Consider the following 15,707-nt stretch of genomic DNA (forward strand, 5'->3'; position numbering starts at 1 on the left):
GCTCAGTCCTCCAGCACGCCGGCAGGACGGCCGGAGGCGTCGAGCACGACCCGACGGCCGTCGCGCTCCTCCACGTGGAGGGTGCGGCCGCCCTTGTCCAGGCCCACGAAGCTGGCGACGAAGTCGTCAGCGGGAGCGGCGAGGATGTCCGCAGGCGCCCCGACCTGAGCGATCTCGCCGCCCTTCTTGAGGATCACCACCTGGTCACCGAGCGCGAAGGCCTCCTCGACGTCGTGCGTCACGAAGACGATGGTCTTGTCGAGCTCGCGCTGCAGACGCTGCAGCTCGGCCTGGAGCTCCACCCGCACGATCGGGTCGACGGCGCCGAACGGCTCGTCCATGAGCAGGATGTTGGGGTCGGCCGCGAGCCCGCGCGCCACGCCCACGCGCTGCTGCTGCCCGCCGGAGAGCTGGCCCGGGTACTTGCGCGACTGGGCCTCGTCGAGACCGACGGTGCGCAGCACCTCCAGCGCACGGTCGCGCGCCGCCTTCTTGTCGACCCCGTTGAGGCGCAGCACCGTCGCGACGTTGTCGACGACCTTGCGGTGCGGCAGGAGGCCGGCGTGCTGCATGACGTAGCCGATGCTGCGGCGCAGCTGCACCGGCTCGGACGTCGCGACGTCGACGTCGTCGATGAGCACCTGTCCGGCACTCGGGTCGACCATGCGGTTGACCATGCGCAGCAGCGTGGTCTTGCCACAGCCCGACGAGCCGACGAACACGGTCGTCGTGCGCGAGGGGATGGTGAGGTCGAAGGAGGCGACGGCCTGGGTCCCGTCGGGGAAGGTCTTGCCGACGGACCGGTACTCGATCATGGGACGACAGTCTTCACGGCTGCACCGACATCGGCAATCGGAACCGTGTCGACGGGCAGCCCGGCGGCGCGCCACGCCTGGATCCCACCGGCCACGTCGGTGGCGTCCAGGCCCAACGATCGCAGTGCCGCGGCGGCGAGGGAGGACGTGTAGCCCTCGGTGCAGAGCACGATCCACTCGGTGTCCCACGTGGCCTCGGACAGGTTGGCGCCGGAGTCCGGGTGCAGCCGCCACTCGAGGTGGTTGCGCTCCACGTGGAGGGCGCCGGGCACGACACCGTCGACCTCACGCTGCCACTGCGGGCGGATGTCGACGAGCCGGGCTCCCGCCCTCGTGCGGTGTGCCGCCTGGTGAGGACTGACCCGGACCAACCGGCTGCGGGCGTCGGCCAGCAGCGCGTCGACCGAGGCGAAGCGTGCCGTCCTGCGGGGCGGCTCGGCCGCGAGCGCGCTCACGAGGCGGCCTGCCGGGCGTCCCGTGCCGGCGCCTCGACCTCCGGGTCGTCGGTCCAGACGTGCGCGAGCCGGACGAGTCGAGCCGATCCGTCTGCGTCGGGCTCGACGTCGAAGAAGTCCATCCGCTCCAGCGGAGGCGAGTAGACGTGGACGCTCACCGCCGTCCCGGGAAGGACGTTGCGCACGTCGTGCACGTACCCGGGGCCGAAGGCGACCACGTCCCCGCGCGAACGGGTGGCGCCGTCGGCCTCGCGGGCGGCGGGGTCCCAGACGGTCTCCTCGAGCTCGCCGGAGACGACGGTGAAGGCACCGCTCGACCCGCCGTGCCCGTGCAGCTGGGTGCCCTGCTCCCGCGTCCAGGAGATCAGCCAGACGTCGACGTCGTCGTCGTGGTGCAGGCGCACGTGCCACCGCTCGTCGGGGTCGGCGTGCACCGAGTGCAGCTCGGCGCGGACCTCGTCGGCCGCACACGTCGCGCGCTCGACCAGCTGGGCGAGGGGCAGTGCGTGGCGGCGACGGCGAGGCTTCATGGGCCGATCGAACCGCGCTGCGACCGTTCGCGGGAGTGGTCCCGCCATGCGGACGCACCGCCGTGCGTCGACGCGCGGTGCTAGGCGAGCCCCCGTTTTGTGGTCGCCCGACCCCATGGGATAGAGTGACCGTCGCGGTTACGCCGCACTGCAAGGCCCCGTGGCGCAGTTGGTTAGCGCGCCGCCCTGTCACGGCGGAGGTCGCCGGTTCGAGTCCGGTCGGGGTCGCAGAGGAACGAGACGAAGGCCCGCGCCACACGGCGCGGGCCTTCGTCGTGTCCGGGCCGGGTGTCCGGTGCATCACAGTCGGAATGCTCGCCGGAGGCGAGATGGTTGAACGTTCCATGACTTCCACGACCACGAGTGAGTACGTCCTCGACGACACGGCCCTCGACACGTTGTTCCGCGAGGCACGTACGGCGAACACCTTCACCGACGAGCCCGTGTCGGTCGAGGAGATCCGCGCCGTCCACGCGCTGACCAAGTTCGGCCCCACGGCCATGAACAACCAGCCTCTGCGGATCGTCCTCGTGCAGAGCCCCGACGCCCGCGCCCGTCTCGTCGAGCACATGAGCGGCAGCAACAAGGCCAAGACCTCCACGGCCCCGCTCGTCGCGATCCTGGCGGCCGACACGGACTTCCACGACCACCTGCCGGAGTTCTTCCCGCCGTTCCCCGGCGCCCGCGACATGTACGACGCCGACGAGGCCATGCGCTTCCAGCAGGCCGAGTTCAACGCGGCCCTGCAGATCGGCTACTTCCTCATGGGGGTGCGCGCGACCGGCCTGGCCGCCGGGCCCATGGCGGGCTTCGACCGCGGCGGCGTCGACCGCGACTTCCTGGGCGGCACGAGCTGGCGGTCGCAGCTCGTGGTGAACCTCGGCCACCCCGGCCCGGACGCCTGGCAGGAGCGCCTCCCCCGCATCGAGTTCGACGACGCGGTGCGCGTCGTCTGACGTCCGGCCCCCGTGCTGAACCCACCCAAACCGGTTTCGGCTCCGCCGATCCGGTGCGATAGGGTGGCGGTCGCCCGTTCGCGGGCGACGGTCAGGTAGCTCAGTTGGTAGAGCGTCCGCCTGAAAAGCGGAAGGTCAGCGGTTCGACCCCGCTCCTGACCACCACGACGGCAATGGAGAGATGACGTCGAAGCGGGCTTTCGGCTGCGGGCGTCGCGTGTGCGCGGCCAAGCCCTTCGGCGCGCCGCGGGTTACACCCAGGTCGACCTGGCCGAGCGTTCGGCCGTCCACTCCAGGATCAGCCGCCTCGAGCGAGGTTCCCAGACAGTGTCAGTGGCGCTTCTCTGGAACGTGCCCACTCGATGGGTGGGGATGTTTCCGACCTTTCACCTAGCAAGTCGATGAGACGGCCCGCCAATACGCGGAGGCGATCGAGGGCAGTCCGCGACCTGAGCCTCGCGATCCTCGACAGTCGGCAGCCCTACAAGAAGGCGCACCCTCGCAGTGAGACAGGTTCTCCCGACGTGGACGTTGTAGCGGATAAGCGCGGCCGCGGCGCAGGAGATTGGCGTTGCTACTTCGCGGATAGCCCTAGCCACCGTCCCGAGCACCATCCGTACGATGAGAACCACAAGACTGAGGTGGACAGATCTGATGACTCTTGATTTCAACACCGACCCGATGCTCGCAACGTGGTTGTTCCGCGCACCTTGCAATCCGGAAGAACTCATCACTCTGGGTCCAACTGGGTTCGAGTGCCTCGTGAGGTTGCTGTACCTTCCGGACCCGGCGACGGAAGGTCTGCCCGAAACCGACGCGGTCGACGACGTTTTCGGCCCTGGCGATGGTTCGCTCGTCGAACAAGCGGCAAACCTGCTCGGACAAAGCCTTCACCAACGCCTCACCTTCTGCCTCTGGGACGGCTACTCCGATATGCCGCTTCCAGGACGAACGAATGTCGACGTCTCGGGATTGCGCAGCTACGTTCTGGCGCAGGGAACTTTCGATGACCTCCATCAGTGGACTGCTTCAATCGGCCTCACCGAAACCCGACCGCCGGCGTTCACGTGGCCGGAGGATCGATCGTGGTGCATCACATCGGATGTAGATCCGCACTGGGCTGCCGTCGCCTGCGATCACTTGAGTCGCGACAGGCTGCTCGCGAGTCACCTCCCCACGAGCGAGATGCATCCAAACGACCGGATTCCTCGTTACGGCTCTTGACCAGCCTCCGTGGCCTCGCCACAGTAATCCCTTCAATCCAGTCCGAAGGGGATCTTCTGATGAAGAGACTTGCGATGCACGTTGCCATACCAGCGATGCTGGCTCTCACTATCTCCACTCCAGCCAACGCACTCGTTTCGTCAGAGGTAGCACACATCGGGTCTGTCGCTGCGCCGGACGCCGAACCAGGTATCGCTCCTGCAGACCCGGCATCGGATGGGGTCTACCTGGACGAGAACGGCGAGCAGATCGAAGATCCGGCGAACCCTGACGGCAAAGGTCGATCGACGCCAGCCACCGCTGGCGCCGAGGCCGTCGCGGCTGGCTGCAAGCCAATAAGTGGTCGGGATAACCCGCACCACTCGAGCGGTGACGTTTCCGGTCACGGATGGTGGAGCAGGGGCACCTGTAACAACGACAAGGCACGCGTGAAGAACTGTCTTTACGAGTGGTACACAGATCGCACCTGGCGTCTCAAGAAGTGCAGCAAGACCGAAACTCTGAAGCCGGGGTCCGGCGGAAGCGCCAACCGTACACATGCCCGAATCGCCTGCGACAGTCGAACTCAGACAAGCTGGCGGAATCACGTCGATGTGGACGTGAACGGCGAGATCGACGACAGCAGCAGCCCATACAACCAAGCCGAGGTTTCCTGCCGCGTTCAGTGATCGGCACCCCTCCATCCACAATCGATCGCGTGTCCGGTGAGTTCCCGCACAACCCGCGCAGGGCCTCGCCGTCCAGCACGACTCCCTCGTCCTCCGTCCCGGATCGGGGTGACTGGCGCGGCCTCAGCGGTGCGCCGTGGCCTCGAAGAGGTGGACCGCCGCGTCGACGATGTCGTCGGGCTGCGCCTCCACGGCGCCCTCGAGCCAGTCGGTCACCAGCTGGGCGATCCCGCCGATGAACATCGTCGCGGCCAGCCGGCCCTCGGTCTCGGTCCAGGCTCCGGGTCCGTGCAGCGTCCGCGACTCCTGGGCGGTGAGCGCCACGAAGTCACGCAGCAGCTCGGCGCGGCGTGCCCGCAGCGCCGGCAGCGCGACCGACTCGATCATCGCCACGCGGCCCTTGCGGGGGTCGCCGGTCAGGATGCGCACGAAGGCCGCGAGACCGGCGCGCACCCGCTGCTCGGCGTCGCCCTCGGCCTGCTCGAGCGCCGAGACCGAGGCGGTCGCGATCTCCTCGGCCACCGACTCGAGCACCGCCGTGAGCGCCGCCTCGAGGTTCGTGAACTGCTCGTAGAAGTAGCGCTCGGAGAGTCCGGCCGTCGTGCACACCCGGGTCATGGTCACCGGTCCGGCCGCCTCGGTGCCCCACACCTCGAGGGCCGCCTCGAGCAGCCGCTCACGCCGCTCCCGCCGTCGCTCGTCGTGCGTGCGCCCGCCGTAGACCCCTGCCTTCACCGCCATGGCGTCATCATACGTCGATATTGACAGGACGCCCTTCCTGAATCATGATGACCCGTGATGCAGGTCACCTTGGAGGTCCCATGACGCAGCCGGTGGACGCCCCCTACCGACGCGGGCTCCCGTGGGTCGGGCAGACGCTGCGCTACGTGCGCGACCCGCTCGCGATGATGCGCGACCAGCACGACCGCTACGGGCCCGTCAGCGAGATGGACTTCATCGGCGACCGGTGGACCGTGCTGCTCGGCCCCGACGCCTGCGAGGCAGCGTTTCGCAACGCCGACAAGGCGTTCGCCAGCGGACCGGGATGGGGGCGGCTGGTCGGGCCGTTCTTCGACCGCGGGCTCATGCTGCTCGACTTCGAGGAGCACCACCGCCACCGACGGATCATGCAGGCCGCCTTCACGCGCGACCACCTCGCCGGCTACACCGCCGCCCTCCAGGAGCCGGTCCGCCGGACGATCGCCGCCTGGGAGCCCGGGCCCGACGTCCAGGTCTACCCGGCGCTCAAGTCGCTCACCCTCGACGTCGCCACCGAGGTGTTCATGGGCGGCGTGGAGCCGACCGACCCCGGCGAGCTCGACCGCGTCAACGCCGCCTTCATCGACTGCGTCCAGGCCGCGACCGCCCTCGTACGCCTGGACGTGCCGTTCACCCGCTGGGGCCGGGCGTTGCGCGGACGTCGGCTGCTCGAGGACTTCTTCGCCCGCCACCTGCCCGGCCGCCGCGACGGTGACGGCACCGACCTGTTCTCGGTGCTGTGCCGCCTGCGCGACGAGGACGGCAGCACGTTCAGCGACGACGACGTCGTCAACCACATGATCTTCCTGCTCATGGCCGCGCACGACACGTCCACGATCACGAGCTCGACCATGGTCCAGCTGCTCGGCCAGCACCCCGAGTGGCAGGAGCGCTGCCGAGCCGAGGCGATGGCCCTCCCGGAGCACCCGACCCTCGACGACCTCGACACGCTCGTCGACATCCCCCTGGTGATGAAGGAGGCGCTGCGACTGGTCCCACCCGTCCCCGTGGTCGCCCGCCGCACCGTGAAGGAGACCGAGGTGCTCGGCCGACGCATCCCGGCCGACCGGCTCGTCGTCGTGATGATGCACCTGTCGCACCACCTGCCCGAGCTGTGGCCGGACCCGGAGCGCTTCGACCCCGAGCGCTTCGCCGAGCACCGCCGCGAGGACAAGGCCCACCGGCACGCGTGGGACCCGTTCGGCGGCGGGGTGCACAAGTGCCTCGGCCTGTTCTTCGCCGGCGCCGAGGTGAGCTCGATCCTCGTGCACCTGCTGCGGCACCACCGCTGGAGCGTCGAGCCCGACTACCGGGCTCCGCTGAGCTACCTCTCCCTCCCGTTCCCGAAGGACGGACAGCCCGTCCACCTCTCACCCCTCCCCCAAGGAGCGACATGGCACGCACGCACCAGCTGACCGGCAGCACCGTCCTCGTCACCGGCGCCGCACGCGGCATCGGCCTGGCCACCGCCGAGCGGTTCGCCGCGGCCGGGGCCCACGTGGTCCTGGGCGACCTCGACGACGACCTGGTCGACAAGGCGGCGCGCTCCGTCGGTCGCGGCGCCGTCGGCCATCGCCTCGACGTGAGCGACCGCGCGTCCTTCGCCGCGTTCGTCGCCTTCGCCGAGGCCGAGGTCGGGCCGGTGGACGTGCTCGTCAACAACGCGGGCATCATGCCGATCTCGCCGCTCGTGGACGAGACCGACGACGCCACCGACCGGATCCTCGACGTGAACCTGCGCGGCGTCATCACCGGCACCAAGCTCGTCGTGCCCGGGATGATCGCGCGAGGTCGCGGTCACGTGGTCAACGTGGCGTCCGGCGTCGGCCGCATCGCCCTGCCGCACGGCGCCACCTACAGCGCGAGCAAGTACGCGGTCGTCGGCTTCACCGAGGCGATGCGCACCGAGCTCGCACCCCAGGGCGTCGACGTCTCGGCGATCCTGCCCACCGTGGTCGCTACGGAACTGGGCTCCGGCATCCAGGCGACGCGTGGCATGCGCCCGTGCCGCCCCGAGGAGGTCGCCGACACCGTGGTGGCGGTGGCGCAGAAGCCGCGCTTCGAGACCTGGGTGCCGCGGCACGCCAAGGCGATCTACTACGGCGCCAACCTGCTCCCACGACGAGCGAAGGACGCACTGGGCCGGGCCCTCGGCACCGACGGCGTGCTGGCCGACGCCGACGAGGAGGCCCGCGACGCGTACGAGCAGCGCGCCGCCCACTCCTGAGTCACCGCGTCCCGGTCCGTCATCGCCCGAGGCCTGCCGTCACTCGGACGACGGTGCTCCGAGAAGCGAGGGGTCGGGGTAGCGCGCCGACAGGGTGTCGCCCGAGGAGGTGCCCGTGAGGCGTCTCTTCACCCACGGCGCGGCGTGCGTGCGCGCCCAGTCGAGGTGGTCGGCCCGGGCCTGCCGCGGCGTCCGCACCGGCGGGTCCACGAGGGCGAGCGGCTCGAGGTCGTGGGCGACGCCCAGCTCGTCGAGCACCGCGATGGCCATCCGCTGGTGACCGGCTGACGACATGTGCAGCCGATCGACGTCCCACATCCGCGAGTCGCGGTACTCGCGCATCCGCCAGAAGTCGACGAGCCGCGTCCCGTGCCGGTCGGCCACCTCGCGCACCAGCTCGTTGTAGATCGCGAAGCGGCCGCGCCCGGCGGAGAAGATGGGAAAGCCTGCGGGGTCGAACGCGGTGAACAGCACCACCGTCGCCCCCGTGCGCGTCAGCGTCCCTACCGCGTCGTCGTAGCGCGACACGAGCGCGTCGATGTCGACCTTCGGGCGCATGATGTCGTTGCCACCCGCGTACAGCGAGACGAGGTCGGGTCGGGCCGCCACGGCGGGTTCCAGCTGCTGGTCGAGCACGGCGGCCAGCTTGCGGCCGCGGATCGCGAGGTTCACGTAGCCGAACTCGTCGCTCCCCCCGTCGACAGCACGGCGGCCGAGCACCTCGGCCACCCGGTCGGCCCACCCGCGCACACCGTTGGGGCGGGTCGGGTCGGGGTCGCCGACCCCCTCGGTGAAGGAGTCGCCGAGGGCCACGTACCTCTGGAAGCTCATCCGGACAGGCTAGGTGGCGCGTCCGACGCCGGTCACCGGAGCCCGCCGTAGGCTGGCGGCATGGACCTCGGACTGGCAGGCAGGACGTACGTCGTCACCGGTGGAACCCGCGGACTGGGTCGCGCCACGGCGGAGGTGCTCGTGGCCGAGGGCGCGAACGTCGTGCTCTCCTCCCGCTCGCAGCAGTCGGTCGACGCCGCCGTGCGGGAGCTGGGCTCGGCCGGTCCCGGCGGAGCGGTCGGCGTCGCCGCCGACAACGCCCACGAGGACACCGCCACCGCGCTGGTCGCCGTCGCGCAGGACCACTTCGGTGCGGTGCACGGCGCCCTGGTGAGCGTGGGCGGTCCGCCTCCGGGCACCGTGCTGGGACGGACCGACGAGGAGTGGCGCGGCGCCTTCGAGAGCGTCTTCCTCGGCGGCCTGCGCATCGCGACCACCGTCGCCGAGGCGATCGAGCCAGGCCACGGCGGCTCCATCGCGCTCGTGCTGTCGACGTCGGCCAAGATGCCCGTCACCGGTCTGGGCATCTCCAACGGCCTCCGCCCCGGGCTGGCCATGGCCGCGAAGGACCTCTCCGACGAGCTGGGTCCACGTGACGTGCGGGTCAACGCCCTGCTGCCCGGCCGGGTCGACACCGAGCGGGTGCAGGAGCTCGACGCGCTGTCCGGCGACGCGGAGGGCTCGCGCGAGCGCGCCTCCGCCGGCATCCCCCTGCGTCGCTACGGCCGGCCCGAGGAGTTCGGCCGCGCTGCCGCCTTCCTACTCTCGCCCGCGTCGAGCTACCTGACCGGCGTCATGCTGCCGGTCGACGGCGGCCTGTCGCGCGGTCTCTGACCTGCGCTCCAGGACTGGGAACTCCAGGACTCAGCGCTCCAGCGCCACGCGCACGCACGCCGCGACCAGCCGCGGCAGGTCCTCCGACCCCACGTGGCGCGCAAGTCCCGGACCGGTGTGCGGCAGGCCCGCGCGCTCGGCACCGCGCGCCGCGAGGTCGTCGACGTAGGGAGCGACGCTCGGCCACACGCCCTGGACCTCGCGCAGGAAGATCGACGCCCCCGCAGGTCCGATGCCCTTCACCTCCCGCAACGACGACGCCATCGCATCGACGTCGCCGTCCGCCGCGTCCCGCAGACGTCGAAGGTCCCCGCGCCAGCGGTCCGTGACGAGGTCCGCCGCCTCGGCGAGCTGCGTCGCGGTGCGCTCGTCGTACCGGCGGTAGCCGCCGCGCCCCAGGGCGTCCACGCGCTGCTGCCAGGTGCTGTCGCGCATGCGCTGCGGAGTCCTCCACCCGGCGCGGAAGAGCTCGCGTGCCGACGCCGTGGCGATCCTGGCATCGATGCGTGCCGACAGCAGGAGCGACAGCACCAACAGCTGCCAGAGCGGGGACGGACGGTCCCTCAGCGTGACGCCCGCCTCCTCGGCGTAGGTGGTCCCGTGCCGGTCGAGCAGCGTCGCGAGGTCCATCCCTCCACGCTAGGCAGGCCGCACGGAGGTCGCATCCTGCGGCTCAGCGCCGGGGCAGGACCGTCTGCTCGGGTGCGGAGTGGTCGGCGGGCGTCCAGCCGGGCGGGCCGAACAGGTAGCCGAGCTTGTCGCGGAACCGGTGGGCCGAGCGCACGTCGCGCACGATCTCGACGTAGTCGCCGTACTGCAGCTTCAGCAGGTTGTAGGTCTCGACCTTCTTGGTGAGTCCGTAGGTGGGACGCTGCCGCTCCTCGGTGAACGAGCCGAACAGCCGGTCCCACACGATGAGGATGCCGCCGTAGTTCTTGTCGAGGTACTCGGGGTCGCTGCCGTGGTGCACCCGGTGGTGCGACGGCGTGTTGAACACGTACTCGACGGGCCTCGGCAGCTTCGTGACCAGCTCGGTGTGCACGTAGAACTGGTAGATCAGGTTGAAGCCGAACGCCACGTAGAGCGTCCACGGCGCGAAGCCGAGCAGCGGCAGCGGCAGCCAGAAGAAGAACTCGAACCAGGGGTTCCACTTCTGCCGCAACGCGGTGCCGAAGTTCATGAACTCGCTGGAGTGGTGGGCCTGGTGGCCGGCCCATGCGATGCGGACCCGGTGGCTGAACCGGTGGTGCCAGTAGTAGCCGAGGTCCACGCCCAGGATCACCAGGACCCAGTACCACCACGTGTCCGTGGGCAGCTGGAACGGCGCGACGTAGGCGTACACGGCCACGAAGCCGAAGAACGTCACGACCTTGAACGCCGTGAGGAAGACCAACGAGAGGACGCCCATGGAGATCGACGTGCGGGCGTCCTTGAGGGCGTAGCCGGTCGTGTTGTCGTCGTGGTCGAGCCACTTCAGGGCCGCGAACTCGATGAGGATCGTGAGCACGAAGAACGGCGCGGCGTAGGTCACCGGGTTCTTGAGCGGGTCCAGCAGGTCGTCCATGCGTCCTCCGACGTCGACGTCGATGTCGGGCGTCACCGCCCGGTTATATGACTTCTGGGTAAGTTACCACGCGTTCATACTCGTCGGCTAGAGTTCGGGCATGGCCGTCCGACCCAACGCCGGCACCAAGGGGGTCCCCCGCGCCGAGCGCGAGGAGCAGATCCTCGACGTCGCCTCCGTGGCGTTCGGGACCGACGGCTTCGCGGCGACCAACATCGCCGACGTCGCGCGCGCCGCAGGGATCTCCAAGCCGCTCGTCTACAACTACTTCGGCTCCAAGGAGGGCCTCTACGCCGCGTGCCTCGACCGCGCCGGCACCCTCCTGGGCGACGAGATCGAGCGCATCGCCCGCGAGGACGTCGTGGGCATCGAGCGTGGCGTACGCACGCTCGCAGGGATGTTCGCCGTGCTGGAGGACCGCCGTCACGTCTGGCGACTCCTGCACGACCGGACCGCACCGACCGCGAGCGAGGTCCTGGGCGTGGTCAGCGCGCACACCGAACGTCTCGACAAGCTGGCCCACGAGGGCGTGAGCGAGCTGCTCGCCCTGGGGGGCGTCACCGACGAGCTCGACGTGTCGGCCATGACCGCCACCTGGCTCGGCATCGTCGACTCCCTCATGGACTGGTGGGTCGACCACCCCGAGCAGACGGCCGCCGACATGGTCGACCGCGTGGGCCGGCTCATCGGCGCCCTGTTCGTCGACGCGTCCGCCGGGGCCACGCGATGAGTCCGCGGGCCCGACGGTCCAAGGTCGCGGTGGTCACCGGCTCCTCGAGCGGCATCGGCGCTGAGGCGGCGGTGCAGCTGGCCGAGCGCGGCTGGACCGTGTGCCTGCTGGCTCGTCGCGCCGACGAGCTCGACGCCGTCGCGGCCCGCGTGCGAGAGGCCGGCGGCACCGCTCGCACCTACCCCGTCGACCTCACCGACGACGCCGACACCGCCCGGGTCGTCGAGCAGCTGCTGGCCGACCACCCGCGCATCGACGTGCTCGTCAACAACGCCGCCCGATCCATCCGGCGCTCGATCCGCGACTCCACCGACCGCCTGCACGACTACGAGCGCACCGTGGCGATCAACTACCTCGGCGCGGTGCGGCTCACGCTGGCCCTGCTGCCCCGCTTCCTCGAGCAGGACCGCATCGACGGGTCACGCGGCCACGTCGTGTTCTCCTCGACCATGTCGTCCCAGCTGCCGATCCCGCTCTTCTCCGCCTACCTCGGCAGCAAGGCCGCCCTCGAGTCGTTCGCGCGGTCCCTGCTCGCCGAGCACGGCCACGAGGGAGTGACCACCACCGTCGTCTACTTCCCGATGGTGCGCACGGAGATGTCCGGCGCCACGAGCATCTACGCCGCCATGCCGATGATGACCCCCGACAAGGCCGCGCGCTGGCTGGTCAAGGCCGCCACCGAGCGGCCCACGAGGGTCACCAGCCTCGGCGGCGCCGTCACCGAGGCCGGCATGTCCGTGCTGCCCGGAGCGCTCACCAAGGTGATCACCCCGAGCATCCGCCGGATGGACAAGCGCCTCGCACGCCGCACCCGCGACTGACACCGTTACAGCGCCAGGTCGAAGACCCACACCGCCAACGTCGTGGTGGCCAGCGTGATGAGCACCAGGGCGGCCAGGTTCACCCAGACCCCGCCACGCATCATCTGGCCGACGGTGACGTGCCCCGACCCGAAGGCGATCGCGTTCGGCGGCGTCGCCACGGGCAGCATGAACGCGCAGGACGCGGCCAGGGCCACGGGGATGGCCAGGAGCAGCGGGTCGAGGCCCAGTCCGAGCGCCAGGGCGCCGGCGAGCGGCAGGAAGGTCGCTGCCGTGGCGGTGTTGCTGGTCAGCTCGGTCAGCATCAGCACGCCGGCGGCCACCAGCACCACGACGAGCACCACCGGGATCCCGCCGAACGCCTCCGCCTTCTCGCCGATCCACTCGGTGAGGCCGCTCGACCCGAACTGCGCGCTCAGCGCGAGTCCGCCGCCGAAGAGCAGCAGGACGCCCCAGGGAAGCTTCACCCCACTGTCCCAGTCGAGCAGGCGCACACCCCGGCCCGTGCCGGACGGCAGCAGGAACAGCAGGACCGCGACCGCCACGGCGATCCCCGCGTCGGAGATGGCCGGCTCGTCCTGGATCAACGGGAAGCCGACCCAGCTCGCCGCGGCCAGCACGAACACGCCCAGCACCATCAGCTCGGGACGCGTCATGGGTCCCAGCTTCTCGACCTCGGTGTCGAGCAGCTCGCGCCCGCCGGGCAGGTCGTCCATCTCTGGCGGGAAGACCCAGCGGGTCAGGATCCACCAGCACACGACGAGCAGCACGGCCGCGAGCGGGAGACCGAGCAGCATCCACTCACCGAAGCCGATCTGCACGTCGTGGGTGTCGGCCATGTAGCCGACCAGCAGGGTGTTCGGCGGCGTTCCGATGATGGTCGCGAGCGATCCGATCGACGCGGCGTACGCGATGCCGAGCATCAGCGCCGTGCCGAAGTTCGAGGTCACCGGTCCGTCGCCGTCCTCCTCGACGACGCCGTCGAGGCGACCGACGAGCATGAGGACGGAGAGCCCGATGGGGAGCATCATGACCGCGGTCGCCGTGTTCGAGACCCACATGCTGATGAACCCGGTCGCGAGCATGAAGCCGGCGATGATCATCGAGGGCTTGGTCCCCATCGCCCGCACCGTGACGAGCGCGACCCGGCGGTGCAGGTTCCAGCGCTGCATGGCGAGCGCCAGCATGAACCCGCCCATGAACAGGAAGATGATGTTGTTGCCGTACGAGGCGCCGACCTCGTCCACCGTGACCTCGCCGAGGACAGGGAACACCACGAGCGGGACGAGCGCCGTGGCCGGGATCGGGATCGCCTCGGTCATCCACCACACGGCCATCAGCACGGCCACGCCCGCCGTCAGCGCCCCGGCCCGCTCGAGGTCGTCGGGCAGGACGGCGTAGATCGCCACGGCGGCCACCGGGCCGAGCACCAGCCCGATCCGCTTGCGTCGTGCCGAGCTGCGCGACTCCGGCTCCACCCTCAGGCCCTCGGCCTGCTCGGTCTCGGGTTCGGTCTGCGACATCGTGCCCCCTCCGGTCCGGATGTGACCTACACCATAGGAGAAGTCGCCACGCCACGCCCGCGCGGCGTAGCATCGTCGCGAGGCCCCACCACCCCTGCGGGCCCGTCCAGCGCCTCGTCCACCCACACCGGGGCCCAGCACACCAGGAGCACTTCGTGACCACTCTGCCCACGACCGCCGACGTCTTCAGCCACCCGCACGAGCAGGTCGTGTTCTGCCACGACGAGGCCAGCGGACTGCGGGCCATCATCGGCCTGCACTCGACCGCCCTCGGACCGGGGCTGGGCGGCACCCGTTTCCACCCCTACGCGAGCGAGGCCGACGCCCTCGCCGACGTGCTCGCACTGAGCCAGGGCATGGCCTACAAGAACGCGCTCGCCGGGCTCGACCTCGGCGGCGGCAAGGCCGTCATCATCGGCGACCCGCGCACCCAGAAGACCGAGGCCCTGCTGCGCGCCTACGGCCGCATGGTCGAGTCGCTCAACGGTCGCTACTACACCGCGTGCGACGTGGGCACCTTCAGCCCCGACATGGACGTCATCGCCCGCGAGACCTCCTACGTCACCGGTCGCACCGTCGAGCACGGCGGCGCCGGGGACTCCTCCGTGCTCACCGCCTTCGGCGTCTACCAGGGCATGCGCGCCAGCGCCCAGCACGCGTGGGGCAGCCCCTCCCTCGCCGGTCGGACCGTGGGCGTGGCCGGCGTCGGCAAGGTCGGCAAGCACCTCGTGGAGCACCTCGTCGCCGAGGACGCCTCCGTCGTCGTCACCGACGTGGACACCGCCGCCGTCGAGCGGCTCACCGAGCGCTTCCCGCAGGTGCGCGTCGTCGCCTCCACCGAGGCCCTCGTGGCCGAGCCGCTCGACGTCTACGCGCCGTGCGCGCTCGGGCGGGCCCTGTCCGACGACGTCGTCGAGGTCCTGTCGGCCCGGGTGGTCTGCGGCGGCGCCAACAACCAGCTCGCCCACGACGGCACCGCCAAGCTGCTGACCGAGAAGGGCGTCGTCTACGCCCCCGACTACTGCGTGAACGCCGGCGGCGTCATCCAGGTGGCCGACGAGCTCGACCCGCAGGGGTTCAGCTTCGAGCGCGCGAAGGCCCGCGCCACGGGCATCTTCGACACGACCCTCGCCGTGCTCGACCGGGCCGCCTCCGAGAACATCACGACCGCCGAGGCGGCGGACCGGCAGGCTGAGCAGCGCATGCGCGACGTGGGCCGCCTCGGCCAGATCCACCTGCCGCGCTGACCCTCGGCCCGGTCGATCAGGGGTCCTGCGCGCGCGGTTCCTGGGCGTCGATGACGTCGATCATCGCGGCCAGGAACCGGCGCACGACGGCGAGCTCCTCGTCGTCGAACTGGTCCATGGCCGCGTCCATCGACGCGGCCATGGGTCCGAACATCGCCCGCGCGGCCTCGCCGGCGGACCTGGTCATCGCCAGGCTGACCCGACGGCGGTCGACCTCGTCGTGGGAACGCTCCACGTGGCCGGACCGCTCCAGGCGGTCGAGCAGCGTGGTCGTCGCCGACGGACTCAGCGCGAGGGCGCGGGCGAGCACGCCGGGGGTCAGCGGCGCCCGCCCGTCCTCGTGCGCCCGAGCCAGCACCGACAGCGCCGTGAGGTCCGAGCGGTGCAGGCCGTGGGCGGCTCCGGCGCGCTCGGCGTAGCGCGTGGACCGCTCGGACAGGTCGCGGAGCTGGCGCACGACGTCGGCCCGATCACCCTCGGGGGGTCCGTGTTGCGCACTCATGCGGCCCATCCTATCCTTCCA

19 protein-coding genes and 2 tRNA genes are annotated in these 15,707 nt (G+C 70.6%); 12 read left to right on the plus strand and 9 right to left on the minus strand.

Annotation, left to right across the window (positions count from 1 at the left end; all coding sequences use genetic code 11):
- Positions 1-2: 2 nt before the first annotated feature.
- Genes NUV38_RS08625 through NUV38_RS08635 form a run of 3 tightly spaced genes read right to left on the minus strand, consistent with a single transcriptional unit; the run spans position 3 to position 1,800 of the window.
- Positions 3-815: an ABC transporter ATP-binding protein gene (locus tag NUV38_RS08625; RefSeq protein WP_257728736.1), complete on the minus strand. Its 813-nt coding sequence runs from the start codon at positions 813-815 to the stop codon at positions 3-5.
- Complete coding sequence (locus NUV38_RS08630) at positions 812-1,270, minus strand: rhodanese-like domain-containing protein (RefSeq protein WP_257728737.1); 459 nt, start codon at positions 1,268-1,270, stop codon at positions 812-814. Before NUV38_RS08630 ends, NUV38_RS08625 begins: the two co-directional genes overlap by 4 nt.
- Positions 1,267-1,800, minus strand: a complete 534-nt coding sequence (locus tag NUV38_RS08635) for a cysteine dioxygenase family protein (protein WP_257728738.1) — start codon at positions 1,798-1,800, stop codon at positions 1,267-1,269. The genes NUV38_RS08630 and NUV38_RS08635 overlap by 4 nt, the downstream gene beginning before the upstream one ends.
- Positions 1,801-1,954: 154 nt before the next feature.
- Here NUV38_RS08635 and NUV38_RS08640 point away from each other — a divergent pair.
- The 6 genes from NUV38_RS08640 (at position 1,955) to NUV38_RS08660 (ending at position 4,648) form a co-directional block, all read left to right on the plus strand.
- A tRNA-Asp gene (locus NUV38_RS08640) sits at positions 1,955-2,028 on the plus strand.
- Between the two features lie 116 nt (positions 2,029-2,144).
- Positions 2,145-2,756, plus strand: a complete 612-nt coding sequence (locus NUV38_RS08645) for a malonic semialdehyde reductase (RefSeq protein ID WP_257728739.1) — start codon at positions 2,145-2,147, stop codon at positions 2,754-2,756.
- Between the two features lie 89 nt (positions 2,757-2,845).
- Positions 2,846-2,921, plus strand: a tRNA-Phe gene (locus NUV38_RS08650).
- A gap of 54 nt (positions 2,922-2,975) precedes the next feature.
- Complete coding sequence (locus NUV38_RS17150) at positions 2,976-3,161, plus strand: helix-turn-helix domain-containing protein (protein WP_374626582.1); 186 nt, start codon at positions 2,976-2,978, stop codon at positions 3,159-3,161.
- A 249-nt stretch (positions 3,162-3,410) separates the two neighbouring features.
- A complete protein-coding gene (locus tag NUV38_RS08655; protein ID WP_257728740.1) occupies positions 3,411-3,980 on the plus strand; it encodes a hypothetical protein in 570 nt (189 codons plus the stop codon).
- Positions 3,981-4,039: 59 nt separating this feature from the next.
- Positions 4,040-4,648 carry a hypothetical protein gene (locus NUV38_RS08660; RefSeq protein ID WP_257728741.1) on the plus strand — a complete coding sequence of 203 codons (609 nt, stop codon included), beginning with the start codon at positions 4,040-4,042 and terminating at the stop codon, positions 4,646-4,648.
- A gap of 123 nt (positions 4,649-4,771) precedes the next feature.
- On the opposite strand, the gene NUV38_RS08665 is transcribed toward NUV38_RS08660, so the two are convergent.
- Positions 4,772-5,389: a TetR/AcrR family transcriptional regulator gene (locus tag NUV38_RS08665; protein ID WP_257728742.1), complete on the minus strand. Its 618-nt coding sequence runs from the start codon at positions 5,387-5,389 to the stop codon at positions 4,772-4,774.
- 80 nt (positions 5,390-5,469) lie between these two features.
- Here NUV38_RS08665 and NUV38_RS08670 point away from each other — a divergent pair, with 80 nt between their 5' ends.
- Together NUV38_RS08670 and NUV38_RS08675 are read left to right on the plus strand one after the other, a co-directional pair.
- The gene (locus NUV38_RS08670; RefSeq protein WP_257728743.1) at positions 5,470-6,822 is read left to right on the plus strand and encodes a cytochrome P450; all 1,353 of its coding nucleotides are present in this window, start codon (positions 5,470-5,472) and stop codon (positions 6,820-6,822) included.
- Entirely contained in the window at positions 6,801-7,634 is an 834-nt protein-coding gene (locus NUV38_RS08675) for an SDR family oxidoreductase (protein ID WP_257728744.1), read from the plus strand. The genes NUV38_RS08670 and NUV38_RS08675 overlap by 22 nt, the downstream gene beginning before the upstream one ends.
- A 39-nt stretch (positions 7,635-7,673) precedes the next feature.
- Here the strand turns inward: NUV38_RS08675 and NUV38_RS08680 are convergent, their stop codons facing one another.
- Positions 7,674-8,465, minus strand: coding sequence for an SGNH/GDSL hydrolase family protein (locus NUV38_RS08680; protein ID WP_257728745.1), 792 nt, complete (start codon positions 8,463-8,465; stop codon positions 7,674-7,676).
- Between the two features lie 60 nt (positions 8,466-8,525).
- Here NUV38_RS08680 and NUV38_RS08685 point away from each other — a divergent pair, with 60 nt between their 5' ends.
- Positions 8,526-9,299: an SDR family oxidoreductase gene (locus NUV38_RS08685; RefSeq protein WP_257728746.1), complete on the plus strand. Its 774-nt coding sequence runs from the start codon at positions 8,526-8,528 to the stop codon at positions 9,297-9,299.
- 30 nt (positions 9,300-9,329) lie between these two features.
- On the opposite strand, the gene NUV38_RS08690 is transcribed toward NUV38_RS08685, so the two are convergent.
- Positions 9,330-9,929: an endonuclease gene (locus NUV38_RS08690; RefSeq protein WP_257728747.1), complete on the minus strand. Its 600-nt coding sequence runs from the start codon at positions 9,927-9,929 to the stop codon at positions 9,330-9,332.
- A gap of 43 nt (positions 9,930-9,972) precedes the next feature.
- Positions 9,973-10,899 carry a sterol desaturase family protein gene (locus NUV38_RS08695; protein ID WP_257728748.1) on the minus strand — a complete coding sequence of 309 codons (927 nt, stop codon included), beginning with the start codon at positions 10,897-10,899 and terminating at the stop codon, positions 9,973-9,975.
- Between the two features lie 64 nt (positions 10,900-10,963).
- Between NUV38_RS08695 and NUV38_RS08700 the strand changes: the two genes are divergently transcribed.
- Positions 10,964-11,593, plus strand: coding sequence for a TetR/AcrR family transcriptional regulator (locus NUV38_RS08700; protein WP_257728749.1), 630 nt, complete (start codon positions 10,964-10,966; stop codon positions 11,591-11,593).
- Positions 11,590-12,414 (plus strand): SDR family NAD(P)-dependent oxidoreductase, encoded by an 825-nt coding sequence (locus NUV38_RS08705; protein ID WP_257728750.1) that lies wholly within the window; start codon positions 11,590-11,592, stop codon positions 12,412-12,414. Before NUV38_RS08700 ends, NUV38_RS08705 begins: the two co-directional genes overlap by 4 nt.
- 5 nt (positions 12,415-12,419) lie before the next feature.
- On the opposite strand, the gene NUV38_RS08710 is transcribed toward NUV38_RS08705, so the two are convergent.
- A complete protein-coding gene (locus NUV38_RS08710) occupies positions 12,420-13,937 on the minus strand; it encodes a DASS family sodium-coupled anion symporter (RefSeq protein WP_257728751.1) in 1,518 nt (505 codons plus the stop codon).
- 155 nt (positions 13,938-14,092) lie between these two features.
- Between NUV38_RS08710 and NUV38_RS08715 the strand changes: the two genes are divergently transcribed.
- Positions 14,093-15,184, plus strand: a complete 1,092-nt coding sequence (locus NUV38_RS08715; protein ID WP_257728752.1) for a Glu/Leu/Phe/Val dehydrogenase dimerization domain-containing protein — start codon at positions 14,093-14,095, stop codon at positions 15,182-15,184.
- A 16-nt stretch (positions 15,185-15,200) separates the two neighbouring features.
- On the opposite strand, the gene NUV38_RS08720 is transcribed toward NUV38_RS08715, so the two are convergent.
- Positions 15,201-15,686 carry a MarR family winged helix-turn-helix transcriptional regulator gene (locus NUV38_RS08720; protein WP_257728753.1) on the minus strand — a complete coding sequence of 162 codons (486 nt, stop codon included), beginning with the start codon at positions 15,684-15,686 and terminating at the stop codon, positions 15,201-15,203.
- Positions 15,687-15,707 lie beyond the last annotated feature (21 nt).

The sequence above is a fragment of the Aeromicrobium sp. 50.2.37 genome, from assembly GCF_024655735.1.
Lineage (GTDB): Bacteria > Actinomycetota > Actinomycetes > Propionibacteriales > Nocardioidaceae > Aeromicrobium.

Bases quoted from the DNA above. Each gene is read 5' to 3' on its own strand.
- NUV38_RS08680 (WP_257728745.1), bottom strand. From the start codon at position 8,465: ATGAGCTTCCAGAGGTACGTGGCCCTCGGCGACTCCTTCACCGAGGGG.
- NUV38_RS08710 (WP_257728751.1), bottom strand. From the start codon at position 13,937: ATGTCGCAGACCGAACCCGAGACCGAGCAGGCCGAGGGCCTGAGGGTG.
- NUV38_RS08700 (WP_257728749.1), top strand. From the start codon at position 10,964: ATGGCCGTCCGACCCAACGCCGGCACCAAGGGGGTCCCCCGCGCCGAG.
- NUV38_RS08675 (WP_257728744.1), top strand. From the start codon at position 6,801: ATGGCACGCACGCACCAGCTGACCGGCAGCACCGTCCTCGTCACCGGC.
- NUV38_RS08625 (WP_257728736.1), bottom strand. From the start codon at position 815: ATGATCGAGTACCGGTCCGTCGGCAAGACCTTCCCCGACGGGACCCAG.
- NUV38_RS08670 (WP_257728743.1), top strand. From the start codon at position 5,470: ATGACGCAGCCGGTGGACGCCCCCTACCGACGCGGGCTCCCGTGGGTC.
- NUV38_RS08655 (WP_257728740.1), top strand. From the start codon at position 3,411: ATGACTCTTGATTTCAACACCGACCCGATGCTCGCAACGTGGTTGTTC.
- NUV38_RS08705 (WP_257728750.1), top strand. From the start codon at position 11,590: ATGAGTCCGCGGGCCCGACGGTCCAAGGTCGCGGTGGTCACCGGCTCC.
- NUV38_RS08720 (WP_257728753.1), bottom strand. From the start codon at position 15,686: ATGAGTGCGCAACACGGACCCCCCGAGGGTGATCGGGCCGACGTCGTG.
- NUV38_RS08665 (WP_257728742.1), bottom strand. From the start codon at position 5,389: ATGGCGGTGAAGGCAGGGGTCTACGGCGGGCGCACGCACGACGAGCGA.
- NUV38_RS08690 (WP_257728747.1), bottom strand. From the start codon at position 9,929: ATGGACCTCGCGACGCTGCTCGACCGGCACGGGACCACCTACGCCGAG.
- NUV38_RS08645 (WP_257728739.1), top strand. From the start codon at position 2,145: ATGACTTCCACGACCACGAGTGAGTACGTCCTCGACGACACGGCCCTC.
- NUV38_RS08635 (WP_257728738.1), bottom strand. From the start codon at position 1,800: ATGAAGCCTCGCCGTCGCCGCCACGCACTGCCCCTCGCCCAGCTGGTC.
- NUV38_RS08685 (WP_257728746.1), top strand. From the start codon at position 8,526: ATGGACCTCGGACTGGCAGGCAGGACGTACGTCGTCACCGGTGGAACC.
- NUV38_RS08660 (WP_257728741.1), top strand. From the start codon at position 4,040: ATGAAGAGACTTGCGATGCACGTTGCCATACCAGCGATGCTGGCTCTC.